At 59.6% G+C, this 16,972-nt stretch carries 17 protein-coding genes and 1 pseudogene; 13 read left to right on the top strand and 5 right to left on the bottom strand.

Annotated elements, in window-relative coordinates; translation table 11 throughout:
• Positions 1-11 precede the first annotated feature (11 nt).
• On the bottom strand, positions 12-848 hold the full coding sequence (locus tag ACXAF5_RS20125) for a DUF305 domain-containing protein (protein ID WP_012187184.1): 837 nt from the start codon (positions 846-848) through the stop codon (positions 12-14).
• 179 nt (positions 849-1,027) lie between these two features.
• On the opposite strand from ACXAF5_RS20125, the gene ACXAF5_RS20120 reads away from it, so the two are divergent.
• From ACXAF5_RS20120 to ACXAF5_RS20105, 4 genes are all read left to right on the top strand, one after another.
• Positions 1,028-1,609 carry a L,D-transpeptidase gene (locus ACXAF5_RS20120; protein WP_012187183.1) on the top strand — a complete coding sequence of 194 codons (582 nt, stop codon included), beginning with the start codon at positions 1,028-1,030 and terminating at the stop codon, positions 1,607-1,609.
• 125 nt (positions 1,610-1,734) lie between these two features.
• Positions 1,735-2,997: a multicopper oxidase family protein gene (locus ACXAF5_RS20115; protein WP_007803424.1), complete on the top strand. Its 1,263-nt coding sequence runs from the start codon at positions 1,735-1,737 to the stop codon at positions 2,995-2,997.
• A gap of 113 nt (positions 2,998-3,110) precedes the next feature.
• Positions 3,111-3,623 carry a disulfide bond formation protein B gene (locus ACXAF5_RS20110; RefSeq protein WP_012187181.1) on the top strand — a complete coding sequence of 171 codons (513 nt, stop codon included), beginning with the start codon at positions 3,111-3,113 and terminating at the stop codon, positions 3,621-3,623.
• Between the two features lie 42 nt (positions 3,624-3,665).
• Positions 3,666-4,331, top strand: a complete 666-nt coding sequence (locus ACXAF5_RS20105; RefSeq protein ID WP_012187180.1) for a L,D-transpeptidase — start codon at positions 3,666-3,668, stop codon at positions 4,329-4,331.
• Between the two features lie 76 nt (positions 4,332-4,407).
• Here the strand turns inward: ACXAF5_RS20105 and ACXAF5_RS20100 are convergent, their stop codons facing one another.
• Positions 4,408-4,965: a hypothetical protein gene (locus ACXAF5_RS20100; protein ID WP_012187179.1), complete on the bottom strand. Its 558-nt coding sequence runs from the start codon at positions 4,963-4,965 to the stop codon at positions 4,408-4,410.
• A gap of 397 nt (positions 4,966-5,362) precedes the next feature.
• On the opposite strand from ACXAF5_RS20100, the gene ACXAF5_RS20095 reads away from it, so the two are divergent.
• From ACXAF5_RS20095 to ACXAF5_RS20075, 5 genes are all read left to right on the top strand, one after another.
• Positions 5,363-5,971, top strand: a complete 609-nt coding sequence (locus ACXAF5_RS20095; RefSeq protein WP_012187178.1) for an EF-hand domain-containing protein — start codon at positions 5,363-5,365, stop codon at positions 5,969-5,971.
• A gap of 140 nt (positions 5,972-6,111) precedes the next feature.
• The gene (locus tag ACXAF5_RS20090) at positions 6,112-6,498 is read left to right on the top strand and encodes a DUF302 domain-containing protein (RefSeq protein WP_474947977.1); all 387 of its coding nucleotides are present in this window, start codon (positions 6,112-6,114) and stop codon (positions 6,496-6,498) included.
• Positions 6,499-6,603: 105 nt separating this feature from the next.
• Positions 6,604-7,524: a prolipoprotein diacylglyceryl transferase gene (gene lgt / locus ACXAF5_RS20085; RefSeq protein ID WP_007803438.1), complete on the top strand. Its 921-nt coding sequence runs from the start codon at positions 6,604-6,606 to the stop codon at positions 7,522-7,524.
• Between the two features lie 135 nt (positions 7,525-7,659).
• Complete coding sequence (locus ACXAF5_RS20080) at positions 7,660-9,948, top strand: copper-transporting P-type ATPase (RefSeq protein ID WP_222864283.1); 2,289 nt, start codon at positions 7,660-7,662, stop codon at positions 9,946-9,948.
• A gap of 48 nt (positions 9,949-9,996) precedes the next feature.
• Positions 9,997-11,334 carry an APC family permease gene (locus tag ACXAF5_RS20075; RefSeq protein WP_474947976.1) on the top strand — a complete coding sequence of 446 codons (1,338 nt, stop codon included), beginning with the start codon at positions 9,997-9,999 and terminating at the stop codon, positions 11,332-11,334.
• A 7-nt stretch (positions 11,335-11,341) separates the two neighbouring features.
• Here the strand turns inward: ACXAF5_RS20075 and ACXAF5_RS20070 are convergent, their stop codons facing one another.
• Positions 11,342-11,986, bottom strand: a complete 645-nt coding sequence (locus ACXAF5_RS20070) for a hypothetical protein (protein ID WP_007803445.1) — start codon at positions 11,984-11,986, stop codon at positions 11,342-11,344.
• 109 nt (positions 11,987-12,095) lie between these two features.
• Here ACXAF5_RS20070 and ACXAF5_RS20065 point away from each other — a divergent pair.
• The 3 genes and pseudogenes from ACXAF5_RS20065 to ACXAF5_RS20055 form a co-directional block, all read left to right on the top strand.
• Positions 12,096-12,215 (top strand): annotated as a pseudogene (locus ACXAF5_RS20065) (IS5/IS1182 family transposase); the annotation flags it as partial.
• Positions 12,203-12,925 (top strand): cytochrome c biogenesis CcdA family protein, encoded by a 723-nt coding sequence (locus ACXAF5_RS20060; protein ID WP_007803446.1) that lies wholly within the window; start codon positions 12,203-12,205, stop codon positions 12,923-12,925. The pseudogene ACXAF5_RS20065 and the gene ACXAF5_RS20060, both read left to right, overlap by 13 nt.
• A 193-nt stretch (positions 12,926-13,118) precedes the next feature.
• Entirely contained in the window at positions 13,119-13,784 is a 666-nt protein-coding gene (locus tag ACXAF5_RS20055) for a L,D-transpeptidase (protein ID WP_007803448.1), read from the top strand.
• Positions 13,785-13,831: 47 nt separating this feature from the next.
• On the opposite strand, the gene ACXAF5_RS20050 is transcribed toward ACXAF5_RS20055, so the two are convergent.
• A complete protein-coding gene (locus ACXAF5_RS20050; protein ID WP_012187176.1) occupies positions 13,832-14,104 on the bottom strand; it encodes a hypothetical protein in 273 nt (90 codons plus the stop codon).
• Positions 14,105-14,296: 192 nt separating this feature from the next.
• Between ACXAF5_RS20050 and ACXAF5_RS20045 the strand changes: the two genes are divergently transcribed.
• Positions 14,297-16,651 (top strand): heavy metal translocating P-type ATPase, encoded by a 2,355-nt coding sequence (locus ACXAF5_RS20045; protein ID WP_207287124.1) that lies wholly within the window; start codon positions 14,297-14,299, stop codon positions 16,649-16,651.
• Here the strand turns inward: ACXAF5_RS20045 and ACXAF5_RS20040 are convergent.
• Positions 16,645-16,920, bottom strand: a complete 276-nt coding sequence (locus ACXAF5_RS20040) for a hypothetical protein (RefSeq protein ID WP_012187175.1) — start codon at positions 16,918-16,920, stop codon at positions 16,645-16,647. The two genes, ACXAF5_RS20045 and ACXAF5_RS20040, sit on opposite strands and share 7 nt — an antisense overlap.
• Between the last annotated feature and the right edge of the window lie 52 nt (positions 16,921-16,972).

Below are 16,972 nucleotides of genomic sequence, written 5' to 3'. Positions count from 1 at the left end.
TCCTTTCCTCCTTATCCGCTGCACGTAAGTTGACCACGGAACCCGGCTTCGTAGTCGGTTCCCGCGCTGACGATCAGATCGGTCAGGTCACCGTTCGTCTCTGCGATCTCGGCCGACAGCGGGCCTTCAGAAAATGCATTTTCGCCCTGCGCATTCAGGCGCACCAGATCACCGCTGATCTTCATTGCGGCGGCAGACCCTTCGCCGGTTTCACCAGTCACCAGTACAGCCGGACTGTCCGAGGTGTAAGCAAAGCGGCAATTTCCGCCATTCGGGAACACCGCAGCGATTTCGTCTTCCGTCAGAAACTCAGGATCGACCTTCGACACGACCTCCGTTTGAAGCGCCTGTTGCGCATCCACAACCTGCGCCGGCGTTTCGCTTCGCGTGGCCGATGCTTCGCCGTTTGCTCCAATGTCAGCAATAAGGTAGCGCATTTCGGCGATTTCCTTGTCCTGCGCATAGATAATGTCGTCTGCGAGCCCCCGGACGCGCGGGTCGGTGATCTCGGCACGAGTCGACGTCATGATGGCGATCGAGTGGTGCGGGATCATGGCGCGCATGTAGGACCTGTCCTGCACCGTGAATTGCCCGCGAACCAGCCAGAGGCTCGCCGCGAAAAGGACTATTGCGCCAACGAAAATCGCGATGTTGGCTTTGGTGTTCTGATACATGGACAACATGTACGCCAACATGATCACGGCCATGGTCGCCCCCATCAGGATGGCCATGTAAAGGCGTGTCTCCGAAAAGAAGATATGGCCCCAAAGATAGGTGTTCAGGTACATCAGAACGAACATGACCACGGTCGATGTTCCGATCATCATAAAGAATCGTGAGTAGTGCATTTCCAGTCACCTCCTTGCAGTTCTCTGTAAAACAACAACATTCCAGCGCTGGAGAGTTCCAAAAGCACGAATTTTCGTAGTTTCAAGGCAACAAAGGCGCGTCGTTTGCCCCGGTTCACGGCTTCTTTTCTTTGCCCCTGACGCGCACTGAATTTTCATGGGTCCGAGGAGATCGCGCCATGCAGAATTTCACGAGACGAGAATTGATTTGTGCCGGAGCGATGGGTTGCTTTCTGCCCACAACTGCCTGGGCCCACAAAGTCAAATTGCCCGAACGGTTCGAACCACAATTGGTAAACACCCGTCGTGGTGACTGGGTTAAAGGCGATGTCCACGTCGTTCCCGACGATTTTTTCCTTTATTTCATGCTCGAGGACGGGATGGCGATCCGCTACGGGGTCGGGGTAGGGCGCAAAGGTTTGTACGAACCCGGAGAGTTCACGGTAGCGCGCAAGGCCAAATGGCCATGGTGGCGGCCAACGAACGCCATGATCCGGCGCGAGCCACGCAAATACGCAAAGTACAAGGATGGACTGAAAGGCGGGCCAAACAACCCGCTCGGGGCCCGCGCGCTCTATCTCTACGATGCCGAGGGACGCGATACCTATCTTCGCATTCATGGAACGAACGCCCCGGAGACAATTGGGTCTGCCGTGTCGAATGGATGCGCGCGGTTGACGAATGAACATGTGAAGGATCTGTACGAACGCGTTGAAATCGGCGCCCGCGTCTTCCTGTATCCCAAAGTGACAACGGCGTGAGGAGTGTTCTGTCGCCTTGAAGTTCCTCTTCCGGAAATGGCACAAGTGCGGCAGTTGGCGAAAGCCAGTCTATCATTCATGAGGTGACGGAATTGTCTTTGAGCCGGAGGTCTTTCCTTGGCGGGATGACCGTTGCGCTGGCTGGTACCCGCTTGCCAGCAGCGACACACGAGTTGATCCTCGCGCCCCAATCGATCAAGGCGCACCTTGCTGGGTACGACGTGTCGATGTTGGGCTTCAACGGTGGTCTGCCGGGCCCAGAAGTCAGAATGCGACAAGGACAAACCGCCCGCATTACCCTCGATAACCGATTGGAGGAGGGCGCTCTCGTTCACTGGCATGGGTTGCGGGTTCCAAATCGGATGGATGGTGTCAACGTCCTCACTCAGGATGTGGTCATTCCGGGCGACTCGTATCGTTATCAATTCGGCGTCCCGGATGCCGGCACGTATTGGTATCACTCGCATTACCTGTCTTACGATCAGGTCAGCCGCGGTCTTTTCGGCGCCTTCATCGTCGAGGAGCAAAATGCGCCGGCTGTCGACCATGACATCGTTGTTCAGTTCTTCGATGTCTTGCTGGATCAGTCCGGGCAGTACGACGAAGCGTTCAACCCGGCCCACTTCGCAACCGAGGGCCGTATCGGCAATACGGTCACGGCACTTGTTTTCAATGGAACCGGCAAGACTGTGAAACGAGGCGACCGTCTGCGACTGCGTCTCATAAATCCCTCTATCGACAGGGTGTACCGTGTCGGCCTGGATGGTTTGATAGGCAAGATCGTTGCACTGGATGGCATGCCTCTGGCGCATCCTCGGACGCTCGAACCGATCCTTCTCGCTCCGGGGCAAAGATGCGATGTGATTGGTGATGCGACCGGGCCTATTAGATTCGACGACAGCTTTGGAGAACAGACGTTGAGCCTTGGCGAAATCGCTGTTTCCGGTTCCCGTGAGCCCGCGAAAGCGCCCATCACCGCATTGCCCGCCAACCGAATGCCCGCCCCGAAAGACCCCGGCCAAACCGCGGAGCTGGTGCTCCAGGGAGGTGCGGGAAGCGCGTCCCACAACGGCACAGGGACATGGGCGCTCAATGACGTATCCGGCCTGCCTCGAAGGCCTTTCCTATCCGCCGCGCAGGGGACGACCGCGCGCATTTCGATCCGCAACGAAACCGGGTTCCCACACGTCATGCATCTGCATGGCCACCATTTCTGGGAACTCGATGCGGCGGGTGAAGCCGGTCCATACCGGGACTCGACCTATCTGGATACCGGCGAGACGCGGGATATTCTCGTCGTCCTGGACAATCCGGGATCGTGGATGCTGCATTGCCACATGTTGAGCCACCAAGCCGACGGTATGGCAACGTGGATCAGAGTCGGCTGAGGGTCGAGACGGATACATACCGTTACAAATCTCTGAATGATAACAGGCCTTTCGCCGTCTACGTAACCTGACAAGCGAGAAACAGGTCCATCGACTGCCAATGGGAGCGTTCATTGACCCTGACACCAAAATCTCTCGGCATGACTGCGGCGGCAGGATCAGCCGCCTTGCTGTTGGGGGCCTTCGTTTTCCAGGCTCTTGGGTACGCGCCGTGCGCAATGTGCATCTGGCAACGCTACCCACACGCAATCGCCATTGGAATGGGCGCTCTGTTGCTCTTTGCTCTGCCGATTTTGCCAATCCTGATAATCGGTGCCCTGTCGGTACTCAGCACATCCGCGTTGGGAGTGTTTCATACCGGTGTCGAGCGCGGCTGGTGGGAGGGACCGACTTCTTGCACGGGATCCGGCCTCGATGTTTCCCAAATGTCGGTATCGGAATTGCTGCCCTCTGCCAGTTCAAATACGTCCAATCTTGTTCTGTGCAGTGAGGTTGTCTGGGAATTTCTGACGTTGTCCATGGCCAGTTGGAACGCGATCCTAAGCGGTGTCCTTGCTTGCCTCTGGTTGGTCGCGATCGCAAGACATCAAAAGGTTCGGTGGCATGGGGTCGCGGACGTTTCTTGAATCGTCCCGCATTCATCGAAAACAAACAAAGGGCTTCGCTTCATGGTTACAAGACGACACTTCCTTGCACTTTCCGGCTCGCTGTTTTCAGCGTCTCTGAGTTCGCCAGCATTCGCTAAGACCTGGCCGTCAACAGCCGAAAAAGCAGCTTGGGATGCGCAGATCACGCCCGCCAACTATGACCCGGCAACAACCAACCCATGGGGGCTGCATCCCAGGCTGCTGCCGCAACGCGTTTTGGCGAATGACGGTTTGCGCCCGGGTGACATTCACGTCGATGCGATCGCGCGCTATCTGTACCATATCGAGGAAGGTGGCACCGCGATGCGATACGGGGTGGCGATTGCCAAGGGCGATCTCTATGAACCCGGCACCTATACGATCCGCCGAAAGGTCGAATGGCCGCACTGGACGCCAACGCAGTCAATGATCGAACGCGATCCGGAGGCTTACGAGCGGTTTGCCGACGGTATGGAGCCCGGCCCCAACAATGCCTTGGGCAGCAGGGCTTTGTATCTATTCGTCGGAGATCGGGATACGTACCTTCGAATTCACGGAACGCCGAGCCCTCGCAGCATTGGCGGCCGGGCCAGTTCGGGATGCGTGCGCATGGTGATGGCCCACATCAATGATCTCTATCCGAATGTCGCTGTCGGATCGACGGCGTTCCTTTACTCGGCCGAAGACAGCGTTACCGCTCGAAGCTAACCTATTGCATCTTTGGCTCACACGCCGAGGACTGCGTCGTGCAGGGACATCTTCCAATGAATTGTTGGACGAACACTCACGGCTGTGTCGCAAGTGAACTTTCGAACTGTGCGATCGCTACGGATTTGTCGTCCTCATCGTTCTCGAACAGCTTTGTGGTTCGCACGCCCGGCAACTTGCCAAAATCCGCCATCAGGCGCTTTGGAAAAAATGTGCGTCCGATGGATTCAAATCCTGGTAATTGTCTGAGTACCGCGGAGGTACTGGCACTACAAAAACCGGAAGCGGCTGGGCCGCTGGCAATTGCAAGGCGCAAAGCCTGCTCCGCGACTTCGGGAGACACATCGATCTCTTGTATGACGACATGGTATGTCTCGCGAGCATGAGCCCGCGCATAAAAATCGGCCACTTGTGGAGTAATGCCATAAAGCACATCTCCCCGTTCCGGTACAGCGCTCAGCCGGACCGTTCCTGCCGGATCGAAGATAACACGCTGCGACCCATTAATCATGACGCTGCTATGCGCACCCGCCCCGGACCTGTTGTTGATCATGGTGTACAACGTCAGCGCGGCCGGTCCATCGTGACGGTAGGATGCGCTACTGATGACTTCGGCTGAAGCATCCGGGCGCATGTCGTTTCCTGCACCGCACCCCGCCAAAATTACCAAGGTTAGAACTGAGAAAATGCGGTTCAAAAAGAGCACCCTGCAGCCTCCTGCCATGGGTTGAATGATTGAATTTTCGGGATATTCAGGGCCTCTAGCAATCTCGACATCAACTCTTCCGGATTTCACCTCTACCGAAACATGGGTTCGGTTTCGGTTGGTATACGGATCCTCGACACCTTTTTTTCTGGATATCGCATGTTTCAGATGAAGAGGAGCGTTCGCCCCGAATTGATTTGTCGCAATTTGTAACAGACCCCGCCTTTGTGACCTCGCGATACAAAACACCGGCTCGCGTGGCATTCCGCATCTGCAGGTGCCCCCCATATGCTGGGTATCGCAACACTGACACGAGGTGATCGAAATGAAACGCAACACTTTACTCGCTGCAATGACCCTGGCTGCAACCGCCCTTGGCGGTGCCGCATTCGCGGACGCCAACCACGGGCGTGGGGGACAATTTGGCGCCCAGAGCGGACCAGGCATGATGCAGAACGGTGGTCCCGGTATGATGGGGAACATGGGCGGAATGATGGACATGATGAAGCGCATGCACGGAAACATGATGGGCGCAGGCATGATGGGCGCAGGCATGGGCAGTGGTATGATGAGCCCAGGCATGGCTGGCGGCATGATGCAAATGTTCGACACTGATGGAGACGGCACAACGACGCCGGAAGAAATGCGCACGCAGCTGCAGGCCAAGCTTTCCGAGTTTGACAGCGACGGGGATGGAAGCCTCTCGATTACCGAGTTTGAAGCTCTCCACAGCGCGATGATCCGCGAAATGATGGTGGATCGCTTCCAACACCTCGATGCCGATGGCGACGGCGCGGTGACGCCGGAAGAGATGGCCGCTCCTGCCGATAGGATGGAGCGGATGCAGATGATGCGGTCGAATATGGCAGATGCGCCTGCGCGGCCTGGCAACGGTCAGGGCATGGGCAACGGCTCCATGATGCAGGACAACTGAGCCAATGGGTGCCGGTTTTTTTCCGGCACCCGTCCTCACAACCCCAAAACCATTCGCGGTCGGGACATTGAACCGAACCGCGACCTGAACCGTTTAGCCTCGGTATGCCAACAAATAGAGACACGGAAAGGAAAATTCCCATGGCCTATACCTATGATCGCGTCCTGAAAGACACCAAAATCGATGACGCAGAGATGCGTGTTCGGGATGCTTTGGCAGACAAGGGCTTCGGCGTTCTGACTGAGATTGACGTCAAAGCGACGATGAAAAAGAAACTTGATGCGGACATGCCGCCTTACCGCATCTTGGGGGCCTGTAATCCGGGCATGGCGCACAAAGCCATCGAGATCGAGCCTCGCATCGGTGCGATGCTTCCCTGCAATGTTATCCTGCGGCAACTGGACGGCGACACCAAGGTCAGCGCGGTCGATCCTGTCGCTTCGATGCAGGCGGTGCAGAACCAAGACCTGGACGCGGTCGCCGGCGAAGTCCGCGATCTCCTTCGGGACGCCCTCGACACCGCGTGATGGCGGGATGGGCGTTGGATGCCCTGTCGCAGATCGAGCGCCTTTAGCGGTGCTCGATCAATGCCATCTAATCCCCACGTAAATTCCTGATGAGGAACTCACCCAGTGCTGCCAGCGGGATTGCCATTTCCGGATATTGGAACCGACCTCTTCTCCTTCGACATCGGGGGGGTCACATTCGCACTCCGCTGGTACGCGCTAGCCTATATCTTCGGTATCCTGATTGGCTGGCGCATTTGTTCGAGTGCCATAAGCCGTCCCGCGCTCTGGACGTCAGCTGGACCGCCGCTTGACCGAACGCAGATCGAAGATCTTCTGACGTGGATCATCATCGGCGTGATTGCTGGTGGTCGCCTGGGCTTTGTACTGTTCTACCAGCCCGCATATTATCTCGCCAATCCCTTGGAAATTCTGATGGTCTGGCAAGGCGGCATGTCTTTCCACGGGGGGTTCGCGGGAGTTGTCATCGCGGCCTTGCTGTTCTGCCTTAGACAGAACGCGTCATTGCTCAGCACTGGCGACTTGCTGGCTTTGGCAACACCACCAGGCTTGTTTCTTGGAAGGCTGGCGAACTTCACCAACAATGAGTTGTGGGGGCGTCCAACGGACGTTCCCTGGGCGGTGATCTTTCCCGGCGAAGTCGCGCAGGCCTGCCCAGGGGTTAGCGGCCTCTGCGCCCGACACCCGTCCCAGCTGTACGAGGCGGTATTGGAGGGGCTCATTCTTGGAATACTGCTCATTTATCTCGCTTGGGGCCGGGGCTGGCTGAAAATGCCCGGTGCCTTGGCTGGCGTGTTTCTGACCGGCTATGGTCTTGCCCGAAGTTTCGTCGAGATGTTCCGGCAACCGGACCAACAATTTGTGACGGCGGACAACCCGATCGGCCATGCGCTTCATTTTGGTGAGTGGGGTTTGACCATGGGCCAGTTGCTCTCCATGCCAATGGCGCTGGTCGGGCTGGCGTTGATCGTGTTCGCCCGGCGGGAACGGGGCCGGACAGCGCCACCCCGCAGAGCCGCAATGTAATCGCCGTACTGATCTCTCTTGACCCTCCCGCGGATGGAAGCCCTAGGCAAGAGAAGCATTCTCGGAAAGGACCGCAAAATGAGCACTCCCGACAGTTCTGAAACCACAGCAGCTTCTTCGGTATTCGTTTGCCCCATGCACCCTGAGGTGCGGCAGGACGAGCCCGGCAATTGTCCGAAATGCGGGATGCACCTCGTGCCGGAATCGGAGCTCGAGGTCCATTCAGCACATGATCATCACGAACACCACGCGGGTGCCACGCCGGCCGATGGCCGATATGATCTGGTTCCTACAGGACATGATGGTCCCATTTTCACCTGCCCGATGCACCCTCAGGTGCGGCAGCCTGATCCGGGCGCGTGTCCGATCTGTGGTATGGGATTGGAACTGGAATCCGGTGTGCCGGGCGATGAAGGTCCAAATCCCGAACTGGTGGATTTCACACGGCGGTTCTGGGTCGGCACAGTCCTGACGATCCCGCTCCTTGTCCTCACGATGGGGCCATTCGTCGGTTTCCCCGCAGTCCGGACTTTTTTTGGCGAAAGCACCACACAATGGATCGAATTGATCCTGGCAACGCCAGTGGTCTTGTGGTGCGGCTGGCCGTTTCTGGAACGCGGATGGATTTCGTTCCGCACATTGAACCTCAACATGTTCTCCCTGATCGGCATGGGCGTTCTTGCCGCCTGGCTCTTCAGCGTCGTTGCCGTTCTCGCACCGGACATATTCCCTGATGGGTTCCGAGACTCCGAAGGCCATGTCGGCGTCTATTTCGAGGCGGCGGCGGTGATCGTGACGCTGGTGCTGCTCGGCCAGGTGATGGAACTACGCGCCCGCGAGGGGACCGGCAAGGCGATCCGCGCGCTTCTCGACATGGCGGCAAAGACCGCGCGGGTCATCCGGGACGACGGATCCGAGGAGGAAATCCCGCTGGAGGACGTGCAAGTCGGGGACCGGCTGCGCGTGCGGCCCGGTGACAAGGTGCCGGTCGATGGCGTGGTTCTGGACGGCCGGTCCTCGGTCGACGAAAGCATGATCTCCGGTGAACCCGTGCCGGTCGAGAAGACCGAGGGCGACCCGCTGACCGGCGCGACGATCAATGGCACCGGCAGTCTGGTGATGGAGGCGACGCGTGTCGGGTCCGACACGATGCTGGCTCAAATTGTCGAGATGGTGTCGAACGCGCAGCGCTCGCGCGCCCCGATCCAGAAATACGCCGACAAGGTGGCGGGATATTTCGTTCCGGCCGTCATCGGTATCGCGGTCCTGTCCTTCATCGCCTGGGCGATCTGGGGGCCCGCGCCTGCGCTTTCCTACGCATTGATTTCGGCGGTGGCGGTTCTGATCATCGCCTGTCCTTGTGCGCTTGGCCTGGCGACACCGATGTCGATCATGACAGCGACAGGACGGGGCGCTCAGGCAGGGGTGCTGATCAAGAACGCCGAGGCGCTGGAGCGGTTCGAGAAAGTCGATACCCTGATCGTCGACAAGACCGGCACGTTGACCGAAGGCAAGCCGCGGCTTGTCGACGTACTCCCGCAACCCGGCCACGACGAAGCCGAGGTCTTGCGTCTCGCCGCATCGCTTGAGCGCGGATCGGAGCACCCCTTGGCCGAAGCGATCGTCAGGGGTGCGGAGGAGCGAGATGTCAAAATGGACGAGGCACGGGACTTCGAGGCGGTCACTGGCAAGGGCGTCAAGGGGGTCGTTGACGGCAAAGCGGTCGCGCTCGGCAATTTGGCGATGATCCGCGAATTGGGGCTCGAGGCGGGCGCGTTGACCGCCAAGGCCAATGCCCGCCGCGACGAAGGCGAGACGGTCATGTTCGTTGTGCTGGATGGCGAGATCGCCGGTCTAGTTGCTGTCGCCGACCCAGTGAAGGAGACCACGCCAGAAGCCATCGAGGATCTGCATGAACTGGGGTTCCGCGTCATCATGGCGACCGGCGACAACGAACGCACGGCCAAGGCCATCGGCACGCGGCTCGGAATCGATGAGATCCGGGCCGACGTGCTGCCGGAGGACAAGGCGCGGATCATCCTTGAGTTGCAAGAGGCGGGCCACAAGGTCGCCATGGCCGGGGATGGCGTCAACGACGCCCCCGCGCTCGCGCAGGCCGATGTCGGCATCGCCATGGGCACCGGCGCCGATGTGGCCATCGAAAGCGCGGGCGTCACGCTGGTCAAGGGCAACCTTGATGGTATCGTGCGTGCGCGGCGGCTCGCCCGGGCCACGATGCGCAACATCCGCCAGAACCTGTTCTTCGCGCTGATCTACAACGCCTCCGGCGTGCCGGTCGCGGCGGGAGTTCTGTTTCCCTTCTTTGGCATCCTCATCAGTCCGATGTTTGCTGCCTTCGCCATGAGCGCGTCGTCAATCTCGGTGGTGCTCAATTCGCTGCGCCTTCGCGGCGTTCGTATCTAGAAGCGCGCAACAGCGTTCGGATGAACCAAAATTAAAAGGGGGCCATTTATGCAGAGCGAAAAAGAAACGTACCGCGAAAATTCCATCAGTCTGGGCGGAGCCGTTGCGATGGGGACAGGCGTGATGATCGGCGCTGGAATCTTTGCGTTGACGGGGCAAATCGCGCAGCTCGCCGGCCCGCTTTTCCCGCTTGCATTCATCGCCGGCGCGGTCGTCACAAGCTTCAGCGCCTACAGCTACATCAGGATGTCGAACAAATGGCCGTCCTCGGGTGGCATCGCCATGATCCTGCAGAAATGCTATGGCCCCGGAGCCATCGCGGGCGGGGCCGCACTGCTGATGGCGCTCAGCATGGTGATCGCGGAAAGCCTCGTCGCGCGAACCTTCGCCACCTATGTCCTGCGCCCTTTCGATATCGAAGGTGGCCCATTGGTCCCCGCTCTGGCTGTGGCCGTGATCGTTTTCGCCTTTTTGGTGAACATGGCCGGAAACCGCTCGGTCGGGCTGTTCTCGTTGATCATGGCCGCGATCAAGATCGGAGGCATAGCTCTGTTTGGCATCGCGGCCCTGTGGTCCAGTGGTTTTGCGTTCGCCGCGGCGTCCGAGACCTCACAATCCTACGGGCTCACGGGGTTCATCGCCTCTACGGCGCTGGCCGTCCTTGCGTTCAAGGGATTCACCACGATCACCAACAGCGGAGCCGAGATCACTGAACCAAATCGCAATGTTGGCCGAGCGATCATGTTCTCTATCGGAATCTGCGTCGTCGTCTACCTGTTGGTCGCCTACGGGGTCGGTTCGAGTCTCACGATCGAGGAGATCATCTCAGCGCGTGACTATTCGCTGGCACAAGCGGCGCAGCCCGCCCTTGGACAAACCGGCTTCATACTCACGGTGATCCTGGCCGCTGTCGCAACGGCGTCCGGCGTTCTGGCCAGCGTCTTCGCGGTGTCGCGTATGCTGGCGATGCTGACCGACATGGAAATGATCCCGCACAGCCACTTCGGTATGCCAGGTCCCATCCAACGCCACACCCTGGTCTATACTGTCGTCATCGCCGCGACGTTGGCCGTGCTCTTTGATTTAGGCCGGATCGCATCCCTCGGTGCTTTCTTTTACCTCGTCATGGACATGATCATACATTGGGGCGTGTTCCGCTATCGTCGAGCAGACGTCGGCGCCTTCGGTATCGTGCTTTTGACTGCCCTGGCGCTCGATGCGATAGTACTGGCAGCTTTCACCGTGATGAAGCTTCAAAGCGACCCGATGATCGTTCTCTACGCCGCTGTCGGGATGATCGCTGTGTTCGCCTTCGAGCGCGTTTACTTGTCGCAATGGGTGGCACCGCAAGTCGCCCCCGCCCCCGCCCACGCCCACGGTGATTAGCCTGCCATCACCTGGCCTGAAGAGATGCGATGCCTTGTGCGCCGATCGTGATCAGCCCGACCGACAAGGCAAACGCAGCCAGGGCAAGCAGCATCACGCCCGTGTTCATGGGCAAGCGACGTACAACCGGTCCAAGAAATTCCGACCGCCCGAAAGCCGAGACGTAGAGCGGCAACGCGCTTATCATAGTCGCATAGAGGTAAACGCCGGAGATGTTCTCGAAAAACGCCGAACGCGCAAGAGTCGGGGATACAACCGCCAAAGCGGTTGAACGATTGCCGCCGAATGACCCGAACCAGTCGGCAGATAGAACGTATATCAGCACGTGGAGACCTGGAAAGAGAAGGGCTCTGAGCAAGACATCGACCAGCACGAAAAACGCCGTGTCTCTTGAGCCCGCCTTTGGTTGCTTTGTCATAGCGAAAAGGAAAAAACTGACATAGTTGACGGCAAAAACCACGGGCAAACCGTTGGTCGCAACCTGCCTTAGTAAGCGCATGAGTGCCGGTCCGCCGGCAGCAAGAGCCGGAGCAAAGCCCGGAGCCAGTAAGACGTAGAACAACAGGACCGGCAGTAATGCAGCGAAGCTGAACAGCAGGACATTTCTAACAAACTGAGCCGCGGGCATACTGATAGAGAAAAATCTATCCATTGAAATAGCCTGCCATGTGGGCACCACTAGGTCGATGATACGGGGCGTTGTTGCACAAGTCTGACGCCTCAGGATTCCCTTCGCGAACCCATGCTGTTAGCCGCATTCCATGAGCAACCCATCTCCCGCCCGCTATCGTACGACCAACTGGTCCAGCTACAACGCATCGCTGCGCAAGCGGGGGTCCCTCCTGATCTGGGTCGACGAAGACATCACTTGGCGCGCGCCCTCACCGCCGCCCTCCTAGCCGGCACGATATCATTTCTGTCCCCCTGCGTGCTACCTCTTGTGCCAGGTTATGTCTCCTACGTAACCGGGCGCACAGCCGCTGAGGGCGGGGTGGTCGGCGCTTCGCCGTCGCGCGCGGTCTGGCTGAGCCTGTGTTTTGTCCTCGGCTTCTCCACCATCTTCATGGGACTTGGCGCATCCGCGACTGCAATGGGTCAGGCCCTGCTTCGGTGGCGGTATGAACTCAACCTCGTTGGGGGCGGCATCATCATTTTCTTCGGGCTCTTCATGATAGGAGCCGCGCGTGTTTCGGTCATGGAACGCGACTTCCGATTCAATCTCAACATCCCCGGGGGCCAACCCGCTGCGTCCTATGTCCTCGGTCTTGCCTTCGGTTTCGGCTGGACTCCGTGCATCGGCCCGATCCTCGGCGCGATCCTGACAGCCAGTGCGGCGAGTGCCACGATGGGCGAAGGTATCATGCTGCTTGCCGTCTATTCCGCCGGCCTTGGAATACCGTTTCTGATCGTGGCCGGATTCACCGACCAGATCGCGGGACGGTTGCGGGCCATCGGCCGGGTTGGCCGCCGCCTCCACCAGCTTGCGGGCATAGTGATGATCTTGATGGGGCTGGCGATGATGACAGGGCAGTTGAGCGCGCTGTCATACTGGATGCTCGACGTATTTCCGGTTCTGGGACGGATCGGATAGCTCCATTAGTAGCAGCGTCTATTGATAACAGAAAATTTTCTTGAACCTCTAGTAGCTTTAGGAGTTAAGCCACCGACAAAGAACGGCACCATGGAGCAAGTTGCCAATAACGCCTCACTCCTTCCCGGGCGAACAACACTGCGTTCGGGGTAAGGTTCGGTTTGCCGTCCAATGCGTGAACGGAGCAATCTATATGCTGACAAGACGACATTTCATCCAGACGACCACCGCGCTGTTTTCGGCATCGATATCCAGCCCGCTCCTTGCAGACACGTGGCCTACCGATGCGCAGAAGGCAGCTTGGGACGCACAGGTTACACCTCCCGGCTACGACCCGGCCACGTCCAACCCTTGGGGCCTTCACCCTCGCTTCCTGCCACAGCGGGTCCTCGCGAAGGACGGACTTGTACCCGGTGATATCCATGTCGATGCTGTTGCGCGCTATCTCTACCACATCGAAGAAGGCGGCACGGCGATGCGCTATGGCGTGGCGATCGCGCGCGGTAAACTTTACGAACCGGGCACCTATACGATCAAGCGCAAGGTCAGGTGGCCGCATTGGCAGCCGACACAAAACATGATCGACCGCGACCCAGAGCTCTACGCCGATATCGCTGACGGTATGGAACCCGGACCTGAAAACGCGCTCGGATCGCGAGCCCTCTATCTCTTCGTCGGCGACCGAGACACCTATCTAAGGATTCACGGGACACCGTATCCAAGAAGCATTGGCGGCCGTGCGAGTTCCGGCTGCGTCCGAATGGTCATGGCACACATCAATGATCTCTATCCCAACGTCGAGATTGGCTCGACGGCATTCCTGTACTCGGCGGAAGACAGCGTCACCCCGAGAAGTTGACTGGCGCATCATGTGTTACGCGTGGGCTTGACGCATCTATGGGCTGATCAGGACTGGCGCGAAGTGCAGATGGGGTTGCCACCTGCCGAGCGTAGCGGAACCAAGGTGTTTTCCACCGGACCGCTGTGTTCATACCAATAACAGCCATCCTCGGGACGAAGCCGCGCCGTGGTGAGATCCTGACCAGGCGCAGCAAGGGCAATGACGGCCTCGGGAACACTTCCCACTTCGTTGCGAGCGCCGCCGTCGTCCAGCGTTGGCACCGCGCAGCCAGCAAGCACCAATGTCGCTGCGATAATCGGCGCGTTTCGTTTCTGCATGTCTACCTCACTCATTCTGATCGCTTCGTACCGGCAAGCGTTGCTCCAACCGCGTCGTTTCAAGGGGGCGGCTAGCTTCAAGCCTCCGCAGGGCGCCTTTCTTGCTGGACGAATATCCACTTGTTGCCCTTGAAGCTCTAGTTACTGTAGGGGCTATGTCAATGTGGAATCAATGAATCCTGAGGTCAATCCATGTCTTCCGACGGCAACCGCAACGATCACGGCCATCCGGGTGATCAAGAGCATTCTGACCCAAGAGGCAACTCCTGTTGCGACGCCAGCAAGGACGTCGCGTCCACGGCGCCAGCGCCGTCTGGCGGAAGGAGCTTTCAGGTCTCCGGGCTCGATTGCGCCGAAGAGGTGGCGATCCTGAACCGGGTTGTCGGGCCGAAAGTGGGCGGAACCGAACACCTGGCATTCGACGTGATCAACGGGCGAATGACCATCCTCGATAGCGCCGAGAGGATACCAGACGACGAAGTCACGCAGTTGGTCGCAACGACCGGCATGAGCGCCAAGCCATGGGATGCCGACAACGCAGCAGAGGACCAGGCGGCGCATCTGGCACGTCAGAAGCGCTTTACCTCGTTGAGCGGCGGCTTCTGGGCGGCGGGATTCCTTTTTCACATTGTCGAGACCGGCATGGGCGGCGCGCTCGGGCTCTTTGCGGGCCATGGCGAGGTGCCTATGCCTATGGTGGAAGCAGGGATCTTCGCCGTCGCGATTCTTTTTGGCGTCTGGCTTGTCGCGCCCAAGGCCTGGTCTTCGGCGCGGAGGCTTAGCCCCGACATGAACCTGCTCATGGTGGTGGCCGTCGCGGGCGCCATCGGCCTCGGCGAGTTTTTTGAGGCCGCGACGGTCGCCTTCTTCTTCTCGCTTTCGCTTTATCTTGAGAGCTGGAGCGTGGGGCGGGCGCGTAATGCGGTTTCCGCGCTCCTCGATCTGGCGCCGCCAACGGCGCGGGTTCTTTACGACGACGGATCTGAATCCGACGTTCCGGCCGCGGCCGTGGCAGTCAATGCAAGGTTTATCGTGCGCGGCGGCGACCGGATCCCCCTCGACGGTGAGGTCGTGGACGGGGCAGGGGCCGTCGATCAGGCCCCAATTACTGGGGAAAGCGCGCTAGTGCCCAAGGAACCAGGCGACGAGGTCTATGCCGGCACGATCAACGGCGAGGGCACACTGACGGTGCGGGCGACGAAGGCCGCCTCGGACACGGTGCTCGCGAAAATCATTCGCATGGTGGGCGATGCCCATGCCCGCCGCGCGCCGGTCGAACAGTGGGTGGCCAAGTTCGCGCGCATCTACACACCCATCGTGATGGCTTTGGCGATCGCCATCGCGCTGGTGCCGCCACTGCTGCTCGGCGGCGCCTGGGACTACTGGTTCTACAATGCTCTGGTCCTTCTGGTCATCGCATGTCCTTGCGCGCTGGTCATTTCTACGCCGGTCTCCATCGTGGCAGCGCTGACCGCGTCGGCACGGGCGGGGGTGCTCATCAAGGGCGGCGCCTATGTCGAGGCGCCGGGGCGGACCACGGCACTGGCGATGGACAAGACCGGGACGATCACCATGGGCGAGCCTGAGGTGGCGGCGGTTCACCCACTGGTCGGCGTTTCCGCACGCGATCTCATGGCGCTGGCAGCAAGCCTGGAGGCGCGGTCTTCACACCCGCTGGCACGCGCCATCCTCTCGCGCGCCGAAGCCGATGGTGTTTCCGTGTCTGCCGCAGAGGACACCCGTACCGTGCCCGGGCGCGGTCTGGAAGGACGCGCCGACGGGCGCGCTATCTGGCTCGGCTCGGATCGCTTCGCCGAAGAGAAGGGGTTCGGCAATGCCATTCCGGCGGATCTGCGGGATCGGATCGAAGGGGCAGGGAGCACCCTCGTTGCCGTGGGTGACGAGACCGGCGTGACCGGCGTACTGGAGCTTCGCGACCGCATCCGCCCAGATGCAAAGGGGATCGTTGCGCGTCTGCATGCGCAGGGTGTGAAGACCATCGTGATGTTGACGGGCGACAACGAACGCACCGCGCGCGCGGTGGCAGCCGAAGTCGGCATCGACGAGGTGCGCGCCGAACTTTTGCCAGAAGACAAGGTGACGGCCATTGAGGAACTCGTCGAAAGCCACGACATGGTGGCGATGATCGGCGACGGTGTGAATGACGCACCGGCCATGGCGCGGGCGCATTATGCCATCGCCATGGGCGCTGTCGGATCGGATGCCGCGATCGAGACGGCCGACATCGCGCTGATGACCGACGACATCGGCAAGGTACCCTGGCTTATCGGCCATTCGCGCCGTGCCATGACGATCATCCACCAGAATATCGGCATATCGCTGGCGACCAAGGCGCTGTTCGTCGGGCTGACCGCGTTCGGTATGGCCTCAATGTGGGGCGCCATTGCTGCGGATGTAGGCGTGTCTCTGCTGGTGGTCGCCAACGCACTTCGGCTCCTGAACGGCCATCAGGTTGAGGCCGGGCCTTCAGGCGGAGAACCGGTGGGCGAGCAGATGGCGAAAGGAGCACTGGCGCACGGTCATTGATCCGGCGGTTTCGGTAGCTCGATATCGCTTTTGCGGTCCAGCCACGCCAGCGCCCCGACAGAGAATTCCGAACCCCGGTAGGGTTCCGTCCAGGCGGTCTCGATGTCGTCCCAGGGCAGAGGCTCGAGATTTCCAAGAAAGAGCGTCAGACGGTAGGCCGCTGCCTCGGGAAGCCAAGGCGCCTCCTTGGCCGGCGTCGCGGCGACAGGTCCGGACAGGAGGAGCGCACTTGCGAGTGTGGCGAGCAGCACTCTCATAATATTTCGCATCACCACGGCCTCCAAAGTAAAAAGTTAGACATGGCTAACTTATCTACCCGAA

Source organism: Epibacterium sp. ABV4_022, from assembly GCF_056159345.1.
This window is presented reverse-complemented; position numbering and strand designations above follow the sequence as displayed.